The 14,590-nt window shown below is 57.8% G+C and carries 18 protein-coding genes; 6 read left to right on the forward strand and 12 right to left on the reverse strand.

Annotated elements, in window-relative coordinates:
• The 3 genes from NKI17_RS32980 to NKI17_RS32990 form a co-directional block, all read right to left on the reverse strand.
• Positions 1-898: IS66 family transposase (locus NKI17_RS32980; protein ID WP_352907482.1), on the reverse strand; the 898-nt coding region annotated here is incomplete at its 3' end.
• Between the two features lie 42 nt (positions 899-940).
• Positions 941-1,315 (reverse strand): IS66 family insertion sequence element accessory protein TnpB, encoded by a 375-nt coding sequence (tnpB, locus tag NKI17_RS32985; protein WP_352798673.1) that lies wholly within the window; start codon positions 1,313-1,315, stop codon positions 941-943.
• Positions 1,312-1,692 (reverse strand): transposase, encoded by a 381-nt coding sequence (locus NKI17_RS32990; protein ID WP_245274633.1) that lies wholly within the window; start codon positions 1,690-1,692, stop codon positions 1,312-1,314. Before NKI17_RS32990 ends, tnpB begins: the two co-directional genes overlap by 4 nt.
• Positions 1,693-2,292: 600 nt before the next feature.
• Here NKI17_RS32990 and NKI17_RS32995 point away from each other — a divergent pair.
• The 4 genes from NKI17_RS32995 to NKI17_RS33005 all read left to right on the forward strand — a co-directional run bounded on the left by NKI17_RS32995 (position 2,293) and on the right by NKI17_RS33005 (position 4,600).
• A complete protein-coding gene (locus NKI17_RS32995; RefSeq protein ID WP_352624837.1) occupies positions 2,293-2,886 on the forward strand; it encodes a DUF6088 family protein in 594 nt (197 codons plus the stop codon).
• Entirely contained in the window at positions 2,879-3,100 is a 222-nt protein-coding gene (locus NKI17_RS37190) for a hypothetical protein (protein WP_502894689.1), read from the forward strand. Before NKI17_RS32995 ends, NKI17_RS37190 begins: the two co-directional genes overlap by 8 nt.
• Positions 3,101-3,410: 310 nt before the next feature.
• Complete coding sequence (locus NKI17_RS37195) at positions 3,411-3,806, forward strand: nucleotidyl transferase AbiEii/AbiGii toxin family protein (RefSeq protein WP_352893106.1); 396 nt, start codon at positions 3,411-3,413, stop codon at positions 3,804-3,806.
• 305 nt (positions 3,807-4,111) lie between these two features.
• The gene (locus NKI17_RS33005; protein WP_352624839.1) at positions 4,112-4,600 is read left to right on the forward strand and encodes a hypothetical protein; all 489 of its coding nucleotides are present in this window, start codon (positions 4,112-4,114) and stop codon (positions 4,598-4,600) included.
• Between the two features lie 66 nt (positions 4,601-4,666).
• On the opposite strand, the gene NKI17_RS33010 is transcribed toward NKI17_RS33005, so the two are convergent.
• The 4 genes from NKI17_RS33010 to NKI17_RS33025 form a co-directional block, all read right to left on the reverse strand.
• The gene (locus tag NKI17_RS33010) at positions 4,667-6,328 is read right to left on the reverse strand and encodes a DUF6119 family protein (RefSeq protein WP_352530997.1); all 1,662 of its coding nucleotides are present in this window, start codon (positions 6,326-6,328) and stop codon (positions 4,667-4,669) included.
• A 238-nt stretch (positions 6,329-6,566) separates the two neighbouring features.
• Positions 6,567-7,904, reverse strand: a complete 1,338-nt coding sequence (locus NKI17_RS33015; RefSeq protein ID WP_352624841.1) for a ComEC/Rec2 family competence protein — start codon at positions 7,902-7,904, stop codon at positions 6,567-6,569.
• Positions 7,886-9,820: a gluzincin family metallopeptidase gene (locus NKI17_RS33020; RefSeq protein WP_352624843.1), complete on the reverse strand. Its 1,935-nt coding sequence runs from the start codon at positions 9,818-9,820 to the stop codon at positions 7,886-7,888. The genes NKI17_RS33015 and NKI17_RS33020 overlap by 19 nt, the downstream gene beginning before the upstream one ends.
• A gap of 70 nt (positions 9,821-9,890) precedes the next feature.
• Positions 9,891-11,099 carry a T6SS phospholipase effector Tle1-like catalytic domain-containing protein gene (locus tag NKI17_RS33025; RefSeq protein ID WP_352531003.1) on the reverse strand — a complete coding sequence of 403 codons (1,209 nt, stop codon included), beginning with the start codon at positions 11,097-11,099 and terminating at the stop codon, positions 9,891-9,893.
• 235 nt (positions 11,100-11,334) lie between these two features.
• Here NKI17_RS33025 and NKI17_RS33030 point away from each other — a divergent pair, with 235 nt between their 5' ends.
• A complete protein-coding gene (locus NKI17_RS33030) occupies positions 11,335-11,826 on the forward strand; it encodes a Hachiman antiphage defense system protein HamA (protein ID WP_352624844.1) in 492 nt (163 codons plus the stop codon).
• Between the two features lie 227 nt (positions 11,827-12,053).
• Here NKI17_RS33030 and NKI17_RS33035 read toward each other — a convergent pair whose 3' ends face one another.
• The 5 genes from NKI17_RS33035 to NKI17_RS33055 all read right to left on the reverse strand — a co-directional run bounded on the left by NKI17_RS33035 (position 12,054) and on the right by NKI17_RS33055 (position 13,985).
• Positions 12,054-12,239, reverse strand: coding sequence for a hypothetical protein (locus tag NKI17_RS33035; protein WP_352624846.1), 186 nt, complete (start codon positions 12,237-12,239; stop codon positions 12,054-12,056).
• Positions 12,240-12,247: 8 nt separating this feature from the next.
• Positions 12,248-12,460 (reverse strand): DUF982 domain-containing protein, encoded by a 213-nt coding sequence (locus tag NKI17_RS33040; RefSeq protein ID WP_352907483.1) that lies wholly within the window; start codon positions 12,458-12,460, stop codon positions 12,248-12,250.
• Positions 12,461-12,704: 244 nt separating this feature from the next.
• Positions 12,705-12,854 (reverse strand): DUF982 domain-containing protein, encoded by a 150-nt coding sequence (locus NKI17_RS33045; protein WP_502894691.1) that lies wholly within the window; start codon positions 12,852-12,854, stop codon positions 12,705-12,707.
• 459 nt (positions 12,855-13,313) lie between these two features.
• Positions 13,314-13,541, reverse strand: a complete 228-nt coding sequence (locus NKI17_RS33050; RefSeq protein WP_352624850.1) for a hypothetical protein — start codon at positions 13,539-13,541, stop codon at positions 13,314-13,316.
• Positions 13,542-13,772: 231 nt separating this feature from the next.
• Positions 13,773-13,985 (reverse strand): DUF982 domain-containing protein, encoded by a 213-nt coding sequence (locus NKI17_RS33055; protein WP_352517489.1) that lies wholly within the window; start codon positions 13,983-13,985, stop codon positions 13,773-13,775.
• 333 nt (positions 13,986-14,318) lie between these two features.
• On the opposite strand from NKI17_RS33055, the gene NKI17_RS33060 reads away from it, so the two are divergent.
• On the forward strand, positions 14,319-14,558 hold the full coding sequence (locus NKI17_RS33060) for a hypothetical protein (protein ID WP_352579441.1): 240 nt from the start codon (positions 14,319-14,321) through the stop codon (positions 14,556-14,558).
• Positions 14,559-14,590 lie beyond the last annotated feature (32 nt).

The raw sequence follows: 14,590 nt of genomic DNA on the forward strand, positions 1-14,590 counted from the left end.
CACTGCCGCCAAAGGGCCGATCATCGCGGACATAGGTCCAGAGGTAGGCCGTCTTGGCCTTGCCAGATCCCGGCGCCAGCGTTGGCAGCGTGGTCTCATCGGCAAAGACCCGCTCACCCTGCTTGATGCGGGTCAGTGCGTAATCGGCGAGCGGCTCGAGCTCGAAGCCGAGCTTGCCCATCCACTGCGCCATCTGTGACCGGTCGATCTCGACCTGATCGCGGGCATAGATCGCTTCCTGGCGGTAGAGCGGCAGGCCATCGGCGTATTTCGACACCGCGATCTGCGCCAGCAGCGCTTCGGTCGGAATGCCGCTTTCGATGATGCGGGCGGGCGCGGCTGCCTGGATGACGCCGTCCCAGCCCTTGTAGGCATATTTGGGGCGACGCGTGACGATCACCCGGAACTTCGCCGGGGTGACATCGAGCCGTTCGGAGACGTCCTCGCCGATCAGGATCTTTTCCAGCGCTTCGCAGCCAGCAGGCGTCTCGGGCTCGATGACCACCTCGATCCGTTCGAGATGGGCCGCAAAGCCTTTGCGAGGGCGCGGGGCGCGCTTCGCTTTCGAGCCGCCCGCAGACTTCTCCATCTGCGCTTGGATGGCCGCCACGCCGGTTTCGATCTCGTCGAAGACCAGAGCGTACTGCTCCTCGCTCAGCGCACCGGCCCGCAACCTTTCGGAGCGGCTGCCGAAGCGCGACCGCTCCAGCATCTTCACCACCGCCGTCAGTCGTGCGATCCGCTCCTCGGCGCTCTTGTTGACCAACTCGAGATGCGTATTGTGGGCTTCGAGATCGGCATTACGCTCTTCCAGACCGGCGGCTTTTTCGGCCATGGCAACAACCATCGCCTTGAGCGCGTCAACGTCGTCCGGGAGCGCGAGATCGGGTGCCGACATGGCCAAAATCAGAGCATATTCGCGGGCAATTTTCCCGCGTTTTCAGCTCCCTGATTCATCATGCCGCAGGGTTTTACCCAACCGATTGCGGCCGCCTGACGGTCTCCGTTCGAACCCGTTCCAGTCCATTCCGTCAACCAGAGCCATGAGCTGAGCATGATTGAGCTGGACCCGGTGGTGGCCGATCCGCGGCCAGCAGAACTTCGCCTCATCCAGCCGCTTGGCATAAAGACACACGCCGCTGCCGTCCCACCAGACTATCTTGATCCTGTCCGCTCTTTTGGCGCGGAATACATAAAGTGCGCCGTTGAATGGATCCGAGCCGGCATCGCGCACCAGTGCCAAAAGGCCGTCGGGACCTTTTCTAAAATCGACTGGATGACTGGCGACCAACACCTTCACGCCAGCCGGGATCATGCCTGGCGAACCGCCCGGATAATCCGCACCAGCTGCTCCTCATTGATATCGGCACCGGCGCGAATGACCACGCCACCCAGCTCGATCTCCACCGACGCAGACGCTGTCGGCGTGACCTCGACAAAGCCGAGCCGCTCCGCATCCCTGTGTGGCGTGACCGCACCGCTCTTGATCGCCTTGCTCCGCCAGCCGAACAGCTGGGCCGGCGCCATCCCCGCTTGTCTGGCAATGGCCGATACATTCGCGCCCGGCTTCAGTGTCGCCTCGATCAGCCGCGACTTCGCTTCCGCCGACCAGCGCCGCCGCGGACGCTGCGGGCTTGCCTCCAGTCGGTTGGCAACCGCTTCAAGAACATGGAAACTTCTATCATCAGGCATAGGCGCAGACATAGAAATTGACACTGCAAGCTCCTCGGCTCCTTGCTTCAGTGTCAGTATGTCTCGCTCATCACCTCAAGCCGCGCCAGATGGGGTCAGCTTGGCGCTTACATTCGAGCGGCCGGGTTTTACTTTCCGGCGTCCTGCACCAACGCAACGAGGCCCGGCGTCGGAGTCGGCTCCAACTCGGGGAAACCGCGCAAGCCTAGCAGGGCCAGGCACGCCTTGTTGCGGGCATCCACGACCGCCTGCAGCCGCTCCAAGGATGCCGCCCGCCTGTGCTGAATCAGCGCATCCACGATCGCGCTACGTACCGGTTCCCTCCGAAAATGGTCAGGGGCCACTCCCACTTCGATGTGAGTCCGCTGCTGGCTTGGGGCTTGGGGCCGGTTAGACCGCGCCGAAGCCCCGCGGGCCTTCACGGCCTAGATGAATTTTGAACGTGCCTCTCTTCCGGGGCTGCCCAGCTCTCTATGAAATCCAGCGGATCTACGCTTTCCATCATTGCCCTCGCGAGCGTCATACGGCGCCAAACACGGCCCTTGATTGTCAGAAAAATAGAGTATGAAAGCGAGGGCACCATCAGCGTCAGATCAGATTATGAAGCGCGCGCACGCCAGCGGCCGCGGCATTGTTTTCACGCCCAGTGATTTTCTCGACATTGCTGGCCGTGCGGCAGTCGATCAGGCTTTGTCGCGTCTGGTCCAAGGCGGCAAGCTTCGACGCCTGGCCCGCGGCCTTTACGATTTCCCCAAAGTGCACGCAAAGCTTGGTCCGCTATCACCGGCGCCAGACGACGTAGCTCAAGCACTCGCCGGTGAGACTGGATCGCAGGCACAGATCACTGGAGCCCGGGCAGCAAATGCCCTTGGCCTATCCACGCAGGTGGCAGCCAAGAGCATTTATCTCACCGACGGCCCCGCCAGGCGTGTTGTGCTTGACAAGCGAACCGTCGATTTGCGTCACGCTTCCCCGAAGCATCTGATCGCGCCGGGTAGCCCAGTCGGGACCATTGTCCAGGCCCTGCGGCATCTTGGTCCCTCCCGCGCCATCGATATCGCTCATGTGGCTGCCCGCAGTCTATCTGCCGGCGACAAGAAGGTGCTTCCTAATAGTGCCGTACAAGCCCCAGCTTGGATGAGGCCAACGCTTATGTCTATCGCTCTAGGCGCGTCCGGGCCGGCTGATGGATAAGGTTGCTGTTTCAAACCGCTCCGATCGCTCCGCGCTGTTCGGCCAGGCAGGCGCGGCGCGTGGCGTCGACAACACCATCATCGAGAAAGACTTCTGGGTCTGCTGGACGCTGAAGCGGCTCGTCGAGTTACAAAAAGAAAACGCACCCGCCCTCGTGTTCAAAGGCGGGACGTCGCTGTCGAAAGCCTTTACACCTCTCCTTCGATCGGACTGACCTTGGTTACACTGGTGAGCGCGATCCCGAGAAAGAAGGCCTTAGTCGAAAAGCTGCGGGCAAACTCATCGATGCCCTCGTAGCCGATACCGAAAGGTACATCGCGGATTCAGTTTTGCCGCCACTTCAAGACGCCATCGCCCTCGCACCTCGGCATTCCAGATGATGGTGGATGGTCACTGGGAATCGACGGTAACGACCCCCAGACCGTTAACTTTCACTGCCCGACTGCCCTGTCGGCGGGAGAGTACGCAGGCATGACTTACATCACACCTCGGGTGAAGCTAGAATTCGGCGCCCGAGGCGATCCATGGCCGAACAGCGGACCATTCGCCCATATGCGGCCGACGACTTTCCGGATTTCTTCGACGATCCAGACTGCACCGTAACCGTGCTGTCGGCACGACGCACATTCTGGGAAAAGGCCACTGCACTTCATGCGGAGGCACACCGGCCGGATGAAATTCCGACTCCGCAATACTTCTCGCGGCACTACTATGATATCGCGATGCTCCTAGAAACTGCGGATGGGAAGGCCGCAGCGACCAACTTCGACCTCCTCGAGCAGGTGGCGAGGCACAAAGCAGTATTTTTCCGCTCGGGGTGGGCTAACTACGATACCGCCCGGCCCGGCACGTTACGACTGATGCCCTCTGAGGCCAGGCAGAGAGACCTCCGTGCTTCTATCGCGACATGTCTCCGATGATGTTCGACGAGAAGCCATTAGCATTCGACGAAATCCTTGCCCGGATTCAAATGCTGGAGGGCGAAATCAACGCCCTAGCCTCGGCTCCCTAAATTCCTCCGAATAGTAATGTCGCATTCCGCTACCGAGCGAATCTATTCCAAGCGTTCCATCCCGTCTTAGGCCTGTTTTCCAGTGTGAATGTTAAAGGGTTAGTATGCGCTCGATTCATTCCCCATTCTGAGCTGTAGACAAGCGTCATCCGTTCTTGACTTGTTCCGAAATCATCACGCATATCAGTTACCCAAAGCTGGCGGAGCAGACGAATGAGCAATTTGGAGTTAAAAGAATTTCATTCCTTCCTTGAAGAGTTGATTGAGGAATCGTCACGCGAGGGACGGTTCTCGGTCGACAAGACTATTAGCACGATTGTAACCCGGTACCCCGAGCGCATTGCGAATGTTCAGGATCACATCAACGACCTGGGTCTCAGGGCGCTGGTTCGAAACAACTGTCGCGCTAAAAATAGCGCGACCAGCACCGGCCCTGACATGTTTGGCCACTATCGCCTCGGCAAACGTATTTCAGTACCGTACCGAGATGAGAAGGGCAAACTGCGCTGGGATAGGAAGCGGCGCAACGAGTTATCTTTTGCTGACCTCGATGAGATCGTGGCACGCTGGAGTGACCGTCCCACCCGTCAGTCGCAGGAACGCCGGGATTTCGACGATATCGCTAGAAGGACGAAACCATATCGCAACGAGGCGCACAGTGTCGGCGAGGCTCTCGAGATGGCGCAGCGAGACGGCCGATAGACTAGCATCCCGCGTCGGGCAGCAGCCTATTTCCGCTGAAACTTCCTAGCCTACCAGATGCTGGACTTATGCGGGTTCTACAACAGCTTCCGCATTCGCTGCGGCCTTTTTCTTACGCTTCTTTTTCATTCCTTCCGCGTCGGCCGAGTTGTCGGATACGAAGGTGTAGCTGCGCTCTATGCCCCGCACATGAAGAGCCTTCATAGTTCTCATCATGCTGATGCGGGAAAAGAGAGGCAGATTGAGCGACCGGTTTGCCGGGTCCTTTCGGGTAACAATGACAAACTGAATATGGCACTTGCCATCGGCTAGGAGAGCCATTGCGTTTTCTGACCCCTCGGCATCCAGCGCTGCCGTAAGGAGCACCGCCAACCTTGCGACCGCTTCGGTATCCAGCCGAAGAAGCTCAATCGCGTTGATCCCTTGATTGAAAAGGTGGCTGAGCTGAGCCGAGAGCGTCGAAATCTTAACATGATAGAATACCGCACTTCCGTTCTGGACTGCCAGCAGGTCGCATGGTTCCACCTGCGTCTGGCCTTCAGGAGCGATGTTCGTTTTGTCGAGGCACGCAATTCCGGCCTGGGCCTGGGCAACGGCCAGATTGTACGCACCTTCGCTCGACTGCGTATAGGCGGGAAGATTTGCGGCGATGTAGAGCGGATCGAGATAGGTGGTGAGGCGGGTAATGTAATTGTTGTCGACGCGGTACCATTGTCCTTCCGAGAAGTGGAACGTTGAGCCACCCGCAATCGCGAGCGTTGTATCGAACACAAGGCTCTTGAGAATGCTGTACCTGTCTCGCGAGGCCCCGTCCTCATCCGTGAGGACGAGGCTGTGGTGAGACAGGTCATTAAGACCCACGTCGGCCAGTTCGAAACTCCTGCTGGCGAGGTAGTCATAGTAGCGCCCGATATACACGTCGTCATATATGAGGCTGGGGCCAGTGCCAGAGAAGGCGACGAACACGTTGTCGCTGTAGTTTATAATCTCCGGGACCGTGAGGTTTAGGTCCGGGTCCTTGGCATGTAGAGCCGCCAACAACTGTTCGTTCAGAGCAACGAGTGTTGCCGGATCCTTCACTGGCACGATGTTCTGTATACCTGGAAATGATACTTTGAACTGCTCGGCGCCGTATAGCTCCAGCAGCTTCTCGCAGAGCTGAGCAAGACCCTCAGCGAGAGTGTCGGTGCTGATGCGCAGATTGCTGGCACCGGTAGCATGGCGAAATAGTTCCTTGTGTTCGTCTCGCACTTTGCCGGTAAGGCTCCGCAGGATGGTGCTGTCGCGATCGAAGTCGAAAAGTGTCAGCTCTGACTCGATCGGCAGCTGCGTACGCTGGCGCTTTGCCGCGCTCGGCTCGAGCGTGTCCGTGCTTTTCAGCTTTTTCGGATCGAGGCTGTTGAGCGTGACACGCAGGCCGAAGTCATACTCGTAGCTCGTATCCCTGAGATTGTGTGCTACATGTCCGAACGATAGCGCGAAGCACCTGCCGCCAATCGGAAGAAAAACGAGTGCACCCTTGCTCACTTGGTCGAGATTCTTCTGGACGCCGAAATAGCCCCTCCACCAAGGTGGCCGCGGGTCACTGTCGAGCACGAAAAGTGTGGCCCCCTCGGGCAGGAAGCCAGCTTGGACCTCTGCATCCAGCGGATGGTCGTCGACAAGCGCATTTGCTTGGTCGAACCCCGGCTTGAGCAGATAGATTGAAAAAGATCGACTCTTGGACATGCATCCCCCCAAACTGTAATGGTAAGGGGATGGGAGGCAAAATACAAACAGCGTGCGCTACTGATTATTGAATATCCGCGTGGCTTTGGCCTCGTGGCTTTCGCTGGGCTGCTCACCGGGGACCGTCAGTCGCGCTAACTGCCTCGATTGCGGCAACATCGACCTTCCTCATGTCCATCGTCGCCTCAAACATGCGTTTTGCTGTGTGACTTACCCCACTGAGATGCTGGAGTTGCATTCAGCTGAAGGCCACATCAATAAAGCCCTTTCCCTCCCTAATTCGTTCGAAGTCGGTGCGTAGGGGCTGGGCTTTATCGAGCCATTCCCGTTCATATGTGTCAAAGTCAACTGGGTCCTTCGGTTTGAAATCTTTGAGATCAGCCTTGTAGATCCGCGTATCGCCAACGCGCCGCGCGATTTCCGTCATCAGCAGCCCGCGCGGAATCGTGCGATATTTCCCACGTTCGGTCGACACAACCGCTATTGCTTTCGACTGCTGGCCGGCCGCCGGTACCGGCAGGATTGTATCCAGGATCGCAGTCGCTTCGCTGGGCTTTCCTTTGCCCATGTCCCAAGGTGTGCTGTTTTCACTACCATGATGGCCTATCTTGAGGAAATCGACCGCTTTGCCGAGCAGATCTTGGCGCTCGTTCCACATCACATTCCACGAGCCGTTCATCTTGCTCTCTTTGAAGTCGCCATGCCATTCGGCGTCGCCGACAAACAGCAAGCGCTTCTTGTTCCATTCGATCAGCAACACAATGCTGGAGTTGTTTTTCAGCGTGCCATCCAGTTCCGCGAATGCCAGTGCGTTCGACTGCATGCGGGCGCGAAGGGCACGAAAAGAGGCTGGGCTGATATTGCGTGGCAAAGGTGGCTCTTGCGCTTCTTCTGTGACATCGAACTCTTTTTCCGCGTCGAATGCGGCCGCTCCCAGCACGCCCTTTAATGTTCGCTGAGCGGTCGCGCCGAGATAGAAACGATCGAAATCAGCCTCCGGGCCAAGGATGTTGATTTTCGTCTTATGGAGTTTAATGCCATGCGTTTCATTGGTTTCGCCGGCGTGGACATAGGTCGGCTCCCCGCCATCGAGCAGCGTCTTGCGCAAGGTCTGCATGGCGCCTTTGTTGTCGATCTGGAAAACTGACAAGAGCTCGCTTGCGCGAGGGCTGAGACTGGGGCCAAGTGCTGCAAGCCCCCGCATGGCCTGCTCAGCGACCCCTCTAATCTTGCGGGTCTTTCCCGCCTGCGGATGTTTGGGATCCATTGCGCAATTCATCCAAACCGCGCCGACCTTCATGTTACCGAATAGCTTGGGATCGAAGCCCGCTATGTGATCCTTGTGTTCATGCGTGACAACGACAAGATCGAGCCGCTTTTTTCCGTCCTGTGCGTCTGGCAACTCGCTCTCGAGCTGTTTCATCGCCGCGGCAAGATACTTCTCTTCGCTCCAGGTGCCGCAGTCGATCAGCATATGGAAGGCGTCTTCCTTTTTGTCGGTCTTGCCGGGGATGCGGACATAAATGCAGTCGCCCAGACCGACATCGTAGAGGCGGATCAGGAGCTCATTTGCCATCTAAGCGCTCCCAGGCTGGAATCATCGTCATCGTAAACATGAAAGTGCGGCGAGAGTTCAAACCGAACTGAGCCGTCAACTTCGCGCGCGATCAGCGGCGGTGTAAGGCTTCCAACGAGACCTTCGGGGCCGGCGAGTTCCTCACCAACCATCCCCTCGTCGATGCGCCTGACCAGCGCGTCGAGATACTCCTGCTTGCGCTGCTTGCCAGCCTCTAGTTCAGCTAAGGCTGCCTGCTCGGTACCAAAGAGCTTTTTCCCTGCTTTCACCTTCTCCATAGCCACGCTTGCGGTGGCAAAGGGTTCGCTGCCTGGCTTGCGCGCCCAATAAAGCAGGCTGCCATTTACGTCGAAGACCATCGTCCCGCCACAGAGGAGACTGGTCGTCTTGCCATTAAAGGAGCCAAACTGCGTGCCCACCAACGCCAAATCCTCGCGCCACAGATATTGGAGGATGATCTGTTTGGGCTGGAAGAGGCCCGGGCCGACCATTTTCTCGGAGGTGAAGACCTCATCGACGATGATGTCGATATGGTCGGGAATGGAGAGCTTGTCGCGGTTGTCATCGAGATAGCGATAGGCAGCGGCACGCGAACTCCCGATGAGCTCCGGGTCGTGCGTAATTGTTCCTGGCATCCGATCGTACAAGGGCGCGCGCACCAGCAAGTCGGTCCTCTCCTCTGCGGTCATGATCTCGCGGTGGACGAAAATATCGGCGATCATCTCGCGATAGTTGTTGGGGTCGGTTGGATTTGCGATCGCGAGGTTGCGTAAGACAGCCCGCGCATAGTCGTTGAACGTAACCTCGACTGGCGGCAAAAGATCGAGCGCCTGGATAGCAATTATCTGCATCTGAGCGACGGCATACTGTAACGATTGAGCCGGTGTGTGTGTCTCCCCGTCGCTGCGCTCTCGCTTGAGATATTGCTCGGTCAACGCAACGAAGATGTCGAACATGGCTCCGGTCATCACCTCCGAGAGCACGTGAGGTTCGATCTCATCCTTGTATTTGCCCAGCAAATGATCATTGGCCGCGCTACGAAGGTATGGTTGTCCTGACACGGCGTTGCCGAACTCAGTGGCGACCGATGCGATGAGTTCGTCGCCGGATTTCGTCTTCAAGTGGCCCTTGGTCCGGACCGCAAGCTCCTTGCGGAATGAATTGTTCCGCAACGTCATCAAGATTGCGGTCAGGTCACCAAGGAATTCGTGAAAGGCACCCGTCTGCGGCGAGACCGCTTCCAGAAGATAAGGCCGAATGCCATCCAGCAGTGCATGACCAAACTCGTGATTGACGATATCGCTGGACAAGCAGGTGTGAATGCGCTGACCGCTGTCATCGTCAAAATAGTAGAACTGCAGTGATTTGCTCTCTCGGTCGTAGTAGGCGTTTGCACCGTAACCGGCATTCGGCGTGACCAGAAGCCGATTGCCTTCGAACGCCCAGGATATGCGCCGGCCGAGCCCGCTTGGGCTCTCGAAGAAATCAAGTGTGCTTTGCAAAATTGCCCAGGTGCTGACCTGGCGGAAGTGAGCGGTTTCTTTCAGAACTTTATCGACCTTGCAGCCCTTAGGATCGAGAAAAACCTTCTCGCCGACGCTCCATTTCGCCGGTTCTTCCAGCGTATTTGTGGTGCTGTCGTAATCAACAATAGCGAACCTCGCGCTTGTCGGGCCATCGCCAATGCGCGGCTCCCAAGGCACATAAAAATCGTCATCGATTTCCAGGCCGGGATTCTGCTTCGCGACAAGGGGATCCTTGTAATATGTGTCGAAGCGAACCTTGAGGCCGAGCTTCTTTTGCGTCGCCCCATCCAGAAACCGCCGGGAGGCATAGACATCTCGCGTCTCAGCAGGCGAAAGGCTCACCGCTACAGCCTTTTCGCCCTTCTTAACGGGACTGCTCTTTTTCGCCATCTGCATCCCCCTCGAATGACTGCGAATCGGCCCTGCAATTGTGAACTTGAAGATATCACGGCTGCCTGCGCTAGCTGCCGGCTTCTTTAGCCAACCGATCTTTCATGAGGTCACCATAAGGCTCAACATCGAATGCCGTTGGAAAATTCTCAGGCTTATATGCCGAGATGGCCGCCTTCCGATCCAGAACCGACTGATGAACAAACGGCCGCGGCTCCAGTCGCTCGATCGTGCGAGGCTCGGCCTGCGGAAGATAGAAACCGAGCGCCGATTTTCGCTTCCATTCACGCCATTTGGCCGATTTTGGAATCCACTCGAGCGGCTTCCAGCCCCAGGTCATTGAATCGTGCACGGTCCCAAGTGGATTGGGGCTGACGAAGTTCATCTTCCCCTCACCCTCTCCTGTTCCGAAGACGAGGCGCTCCCGCATCCGAGAATTGATCTGCAATCCAAATGCCGTGGCTTCATCAATCATCCAGTCGAGCGGAAATTTAGAGATAGCGCTGTCCTCTTCAGGATAGCCACTACCGACATCCGAATGACATCCGGCGAACCAGACTTGCCTGATATCTTGCTGGTTTGCCGGCGCAGTTTTGTCGAAAGGATTTTCGACGAACGGCTGCGGCTCGACCCACCGGTTCAGGCGGAACATGCGACGATGCTCATCGATCGCAATCGCATGGCGAAAGACCTCGACACTCGGATTGGTCCTTGTATGCGGCAGTGTCAGAAGCTGTGGCAGAAGTCGGTCTCGTCGCGGCACGATGACCGACGCCACCGTGTCCCATACACCAAGAAATTTGATGCGAGCGTCTCGGGCTCCTGAGACCTTAGAAAAGTGCCAGGCAACGCTGAGATCGTGCTCATCGCTGGCTTGCTTGTAAGAGCTCACGGCATACTGGACGATGTTGAGCTGATCCGGTTGCAGCAGGCCGATCATGTGGATCAAGCCCGCAACAGCTCGAGCTGTGTAGGCTCCTCGGCTGAAGCCAAAGAGGAAAATTGCGTCCCCTTCTGCGTAGTGTCGGCAGATGAATGCGTAGGCACTGGCGATTTCAGCATCGAGCCCATACCCGGTCGCAAGCTCAAACACAGATTTGGTGTTTTGTCGCCAGCGGGTCCAGGCGTCGCTGGCCCCGATCGTGCCTATGCCAGCGTCGTAGTAGACGCGCTGTTCCTCGCTCTTCTTCAGGATGCGGAACAGCTTCAAAACGTTCGAAAGATTGCGCTCGATCTGATTTCCCGTACCGTCGCAGCAGACAACGATGTTTTTCCCCACCTTGTTTTACGCTCCCCCACTGATGCATCTAGACTAAACTGGACGATTTTGAACCTGTATCGTCTAGCACGGTTTTTCGGTCGGACCTTCCCCGAAGCAGTCTAAATCTCCGTTTTAGGTTCGCGTTTCCTGCGGATACGGGCCGCAGGTCGGAAGCATACCGCGAATTGAAGTGCGACAATTGTTGCGCTCCTCTAGGATTCTGTAATCCGAATCACTGAGTGTAAGTTATTTCGTGGACAGCAACACCGGCATGGACATCCAAAAGGCGATTTCTAGCCTCCTCAATCCGTCGAAGCTAGGCGCGCACGTCGCCTGCGCCGTCGCGCACGACGCGCCATGCGAAGACGACGGGCCACGGACCGCACTACTCCATGTGCGTTTCAAGGAGGACGAACCGCAGATCGATGCCCTAGCGGAGTTTCTGTGGGGCCAGTGCATGTACTACGCCCTGCCGCGAAAGGGGCGGCTTGAGTACACGGCGGCGATCGAGAAGGATTTCACACTGATCGCCCGGGTGCATCAGGCTGTCCGGGAGGTCTTCATCACCTTCAATGCCACCAGCCCGTCGCGCGCTAGCGAACTAGGCGAGGTGCTCGCCTATTGCGTCGTTCAGCACCATCTTTCAGCGGCACAGGTCGCGGCAAAGATGGCGCTTAAAACCTCCGCCAACATGCCAGTCCACGGCCTAGACGGGATCCACGCCACTTTTGAATGCGATGCCTGACAATCTTTTTCCTGGAATCGAAGCTCGCAGGGAGCGCGAACGCCGGCCTTAAGGACTATGCCAAATCCGCCGCGGGATTTCTCGCCAACCGGAAACAGTACCTTCGCGAATATGAGTTGGTATCGGACCTTGGGCATTTGGACTCTCTGGAGGGCGCGGCCCGGGAAGCGGCGCTCGATTTCTTCGACATCGTCGGCAAACCTCGGCAGCCTCAAAGGCCTTTCGTATTATGTGGGGTCAATCGGATCGCCCTCCAGATCTGACAGGCAGAGGGTCACCGCCTTGTGCCAGCGAGGTCCTCTCCGGGTCCACGTCTTGAGCTGCTCAAGGGCTGCCCTCGCATTGTTGCAGCCATGCCTGACGCCGCTTTCGGTCTTCACGAACACCGGAGGGACGAACCAATGGGTTGCCATGATACCTCCTACTCAGGGGAGAGATACATCTTGGCCTCCTTGGCAGCCGCCTCGAAGGCTTCACGGACCTCTTGGGGGGAGGATTTGCCCTCGAACGCATCCACGCAGGACTGGACCGCCTTGGTCCACTTCGGGCCCTTTGTGTCCCACGCCATGAGTTCCTCGGCGGCTCCCTCGACGTGGCTGACCCCATTGCGAATGCCCGGACGTTTCGTCTTCACGTAGACCGGTGGAGAGAACCAGAGAGGACCCATAAGGGGGAACTTAGAGCGGCAAGAGCCCGCCGACCAACCCCGCTTTAGCCGCAGCTAAGGGAACGATGTAGGCCCTCGCGGGTTTAGAGGTGGCAGCGGGATTCTTCGTGGATGTGCAGCCGCTGTGGGGGGTCCGTCGCCTCTCCCTCACCGGCGGCGGGCTCCTTTCGCGAAGGCGGTGTTGGTCAGAGAACCTTTACCGCACTTCAAGTTAGCTAGTTCTCATTGGGGGGAGTAATGTCCCCTCCTCTTTTGCAGCCGCCAGGAATGCCTTACGGGCCTCCTCAGGTTCCATCTCGTCGAAAATCACCGCCATGCAAACGCGCACCGCGAGGTCCCACAAGGGCCACGCTTGGTCCACTTCATCAGCTCCTCGCCGGCAGTCTCGGCGTTGTTTACGTTGTGGATGATCCCGGGACGCTCGGACTTGACCGGGACCGGAGGGTTGAACCAGTGGAGAGCCATGCGGTCACTCTTTGTCGGCCCGATCAAGTTCCTCCAGCAAATACTTTTGCTCAGTCCAGTTCCCGTTCTACAGGCAGAGTGAGCAGGTTGCGAAGGTAATTGCGGATTACTCCTCTAGCTATTGAAAATGGCGCAGGACGGCGCGCTTCCGTTGCGATGCCACAGTGACTGAAGTTGGCTGACAGCTACTCGCGACAGTCGAAAGCCACGCAGAGGCATGGCAGTTGCTGCCTCGACGATCGCCTCGGTTAGTTCTTCGTCAGAGGCCACCAAGCAAGGCGCAGCCTCCCGAGCTTCGCGTAGTGCAGCTTTGATCGAGACCGTGTCGCCACGGTCCGCCCTGTTGAGGAGGCGGTTATTCGCGAAGATCGAACCCGACGAACAGGCCAAAGGCTGGGGCAACATTGACAATAAGCTCCACCAGCTCGCAGTCAGTTTCCGCCAGATGTGGCCCGTCTCGGCGCACCGCTGCAATAGTCTCTTTGACGGAGATGATTTGGCCGCGACGGGCTTGTAGGATCAGCTCGTGAACAAGGTGTTTGGCAGTCACTTCGTCGGGTCGGCAGTTCGTCCAAACGTTCATACAAGGCCTCCCACCTCAGCGAGAACCCAAGGGAACATTCATGATCCTCTGTCGAGAAAAATCAAGAAGAATGTTTGATAACTTCTGAGTGGGAATCAGATCCGCGGCTCCAGCCTTCTCGCGCAAGCATTCGGCGTCTCCGCATGATCGAGGCACGATGTTTGCACAAATGTAACGGCCGCTGCAAGAGTGATGCACGATGGACAGTGGTGGGCACGCGTTGACGAGATGTCAAGCGTTCAGGATTTTCGCTTCCTTGGCGGCGCTGAGAAATGCCACGCGCGCTATCTCCGGTGCGCTGCCGCCGCCGAGCACCTTCATGCACGCCATGCGAGCCTGGATGCGGCGCCCGGTTTCTCCAATGGGCCAGCGGTAAAGCAGCATTTCGGCGGCTTCGCGGGTGCTCGAAACACTGACTTTGCCCGAGGACAGCAAAACGGTCACGGGCTCTTCGAACGTGCCGACGTCTCGTTCGCAGGTCATATGCTGGTCTCCTTTCGCAACCTCCCCAAGACCTTACGGGTGAACCCTCCGTTCCGTTGCGTCACGTTTGTCCCGGTGGGCGAACATTCTGTGAGGATGGGAGCTCGTCCAGAGCGCGGGCTTGATCGGTCAGACTGGACTCGCCAACGCGTTGCGGTTCTCAACAGCGAGAACCGTCCTTATCGCACGGGCCACTTGCCGGCGCAGGCATCCGCAGACGGAAGTCAATACTCATTTCTGGGGATGGAAATCTCGCGTGCAGATCGGCGAAGCTGGGCAACAGGAGTGAACGTCATGACCGTTATTGCCCATAGCATTGCCAGCGACCCCCACGGAACATGGCGGGTTGTCTTCTTGCCTGAAGAGCTGCATCTCTACGTGGAGTTCAATCGGCCAGGCGCCGGCACGAATCCCGTCGACTGGATGAGTCTCGACGACTTCCTTGCACGGCGCCCAAAAGATGCTCTCCACCAGCGGGCGCGCGACAGACTGGTCTCGCTTATTTGCAAGGCGCTTGGGGCCTGTCCCGGCTGACGCCCAACCGTTCTATCGACTTGGGAAATAGC

The sequence above is a fragment of the Mesorhizobium sp. M0816 genome, from assembly GCF_040320005.1.
Taxonomy (GTDB): domain Bacteria; phylum Pseudomonadota; class Alphaproteobacteria; order Rhizobiales; family Rhizobiaceae; genus Mesorhizobium.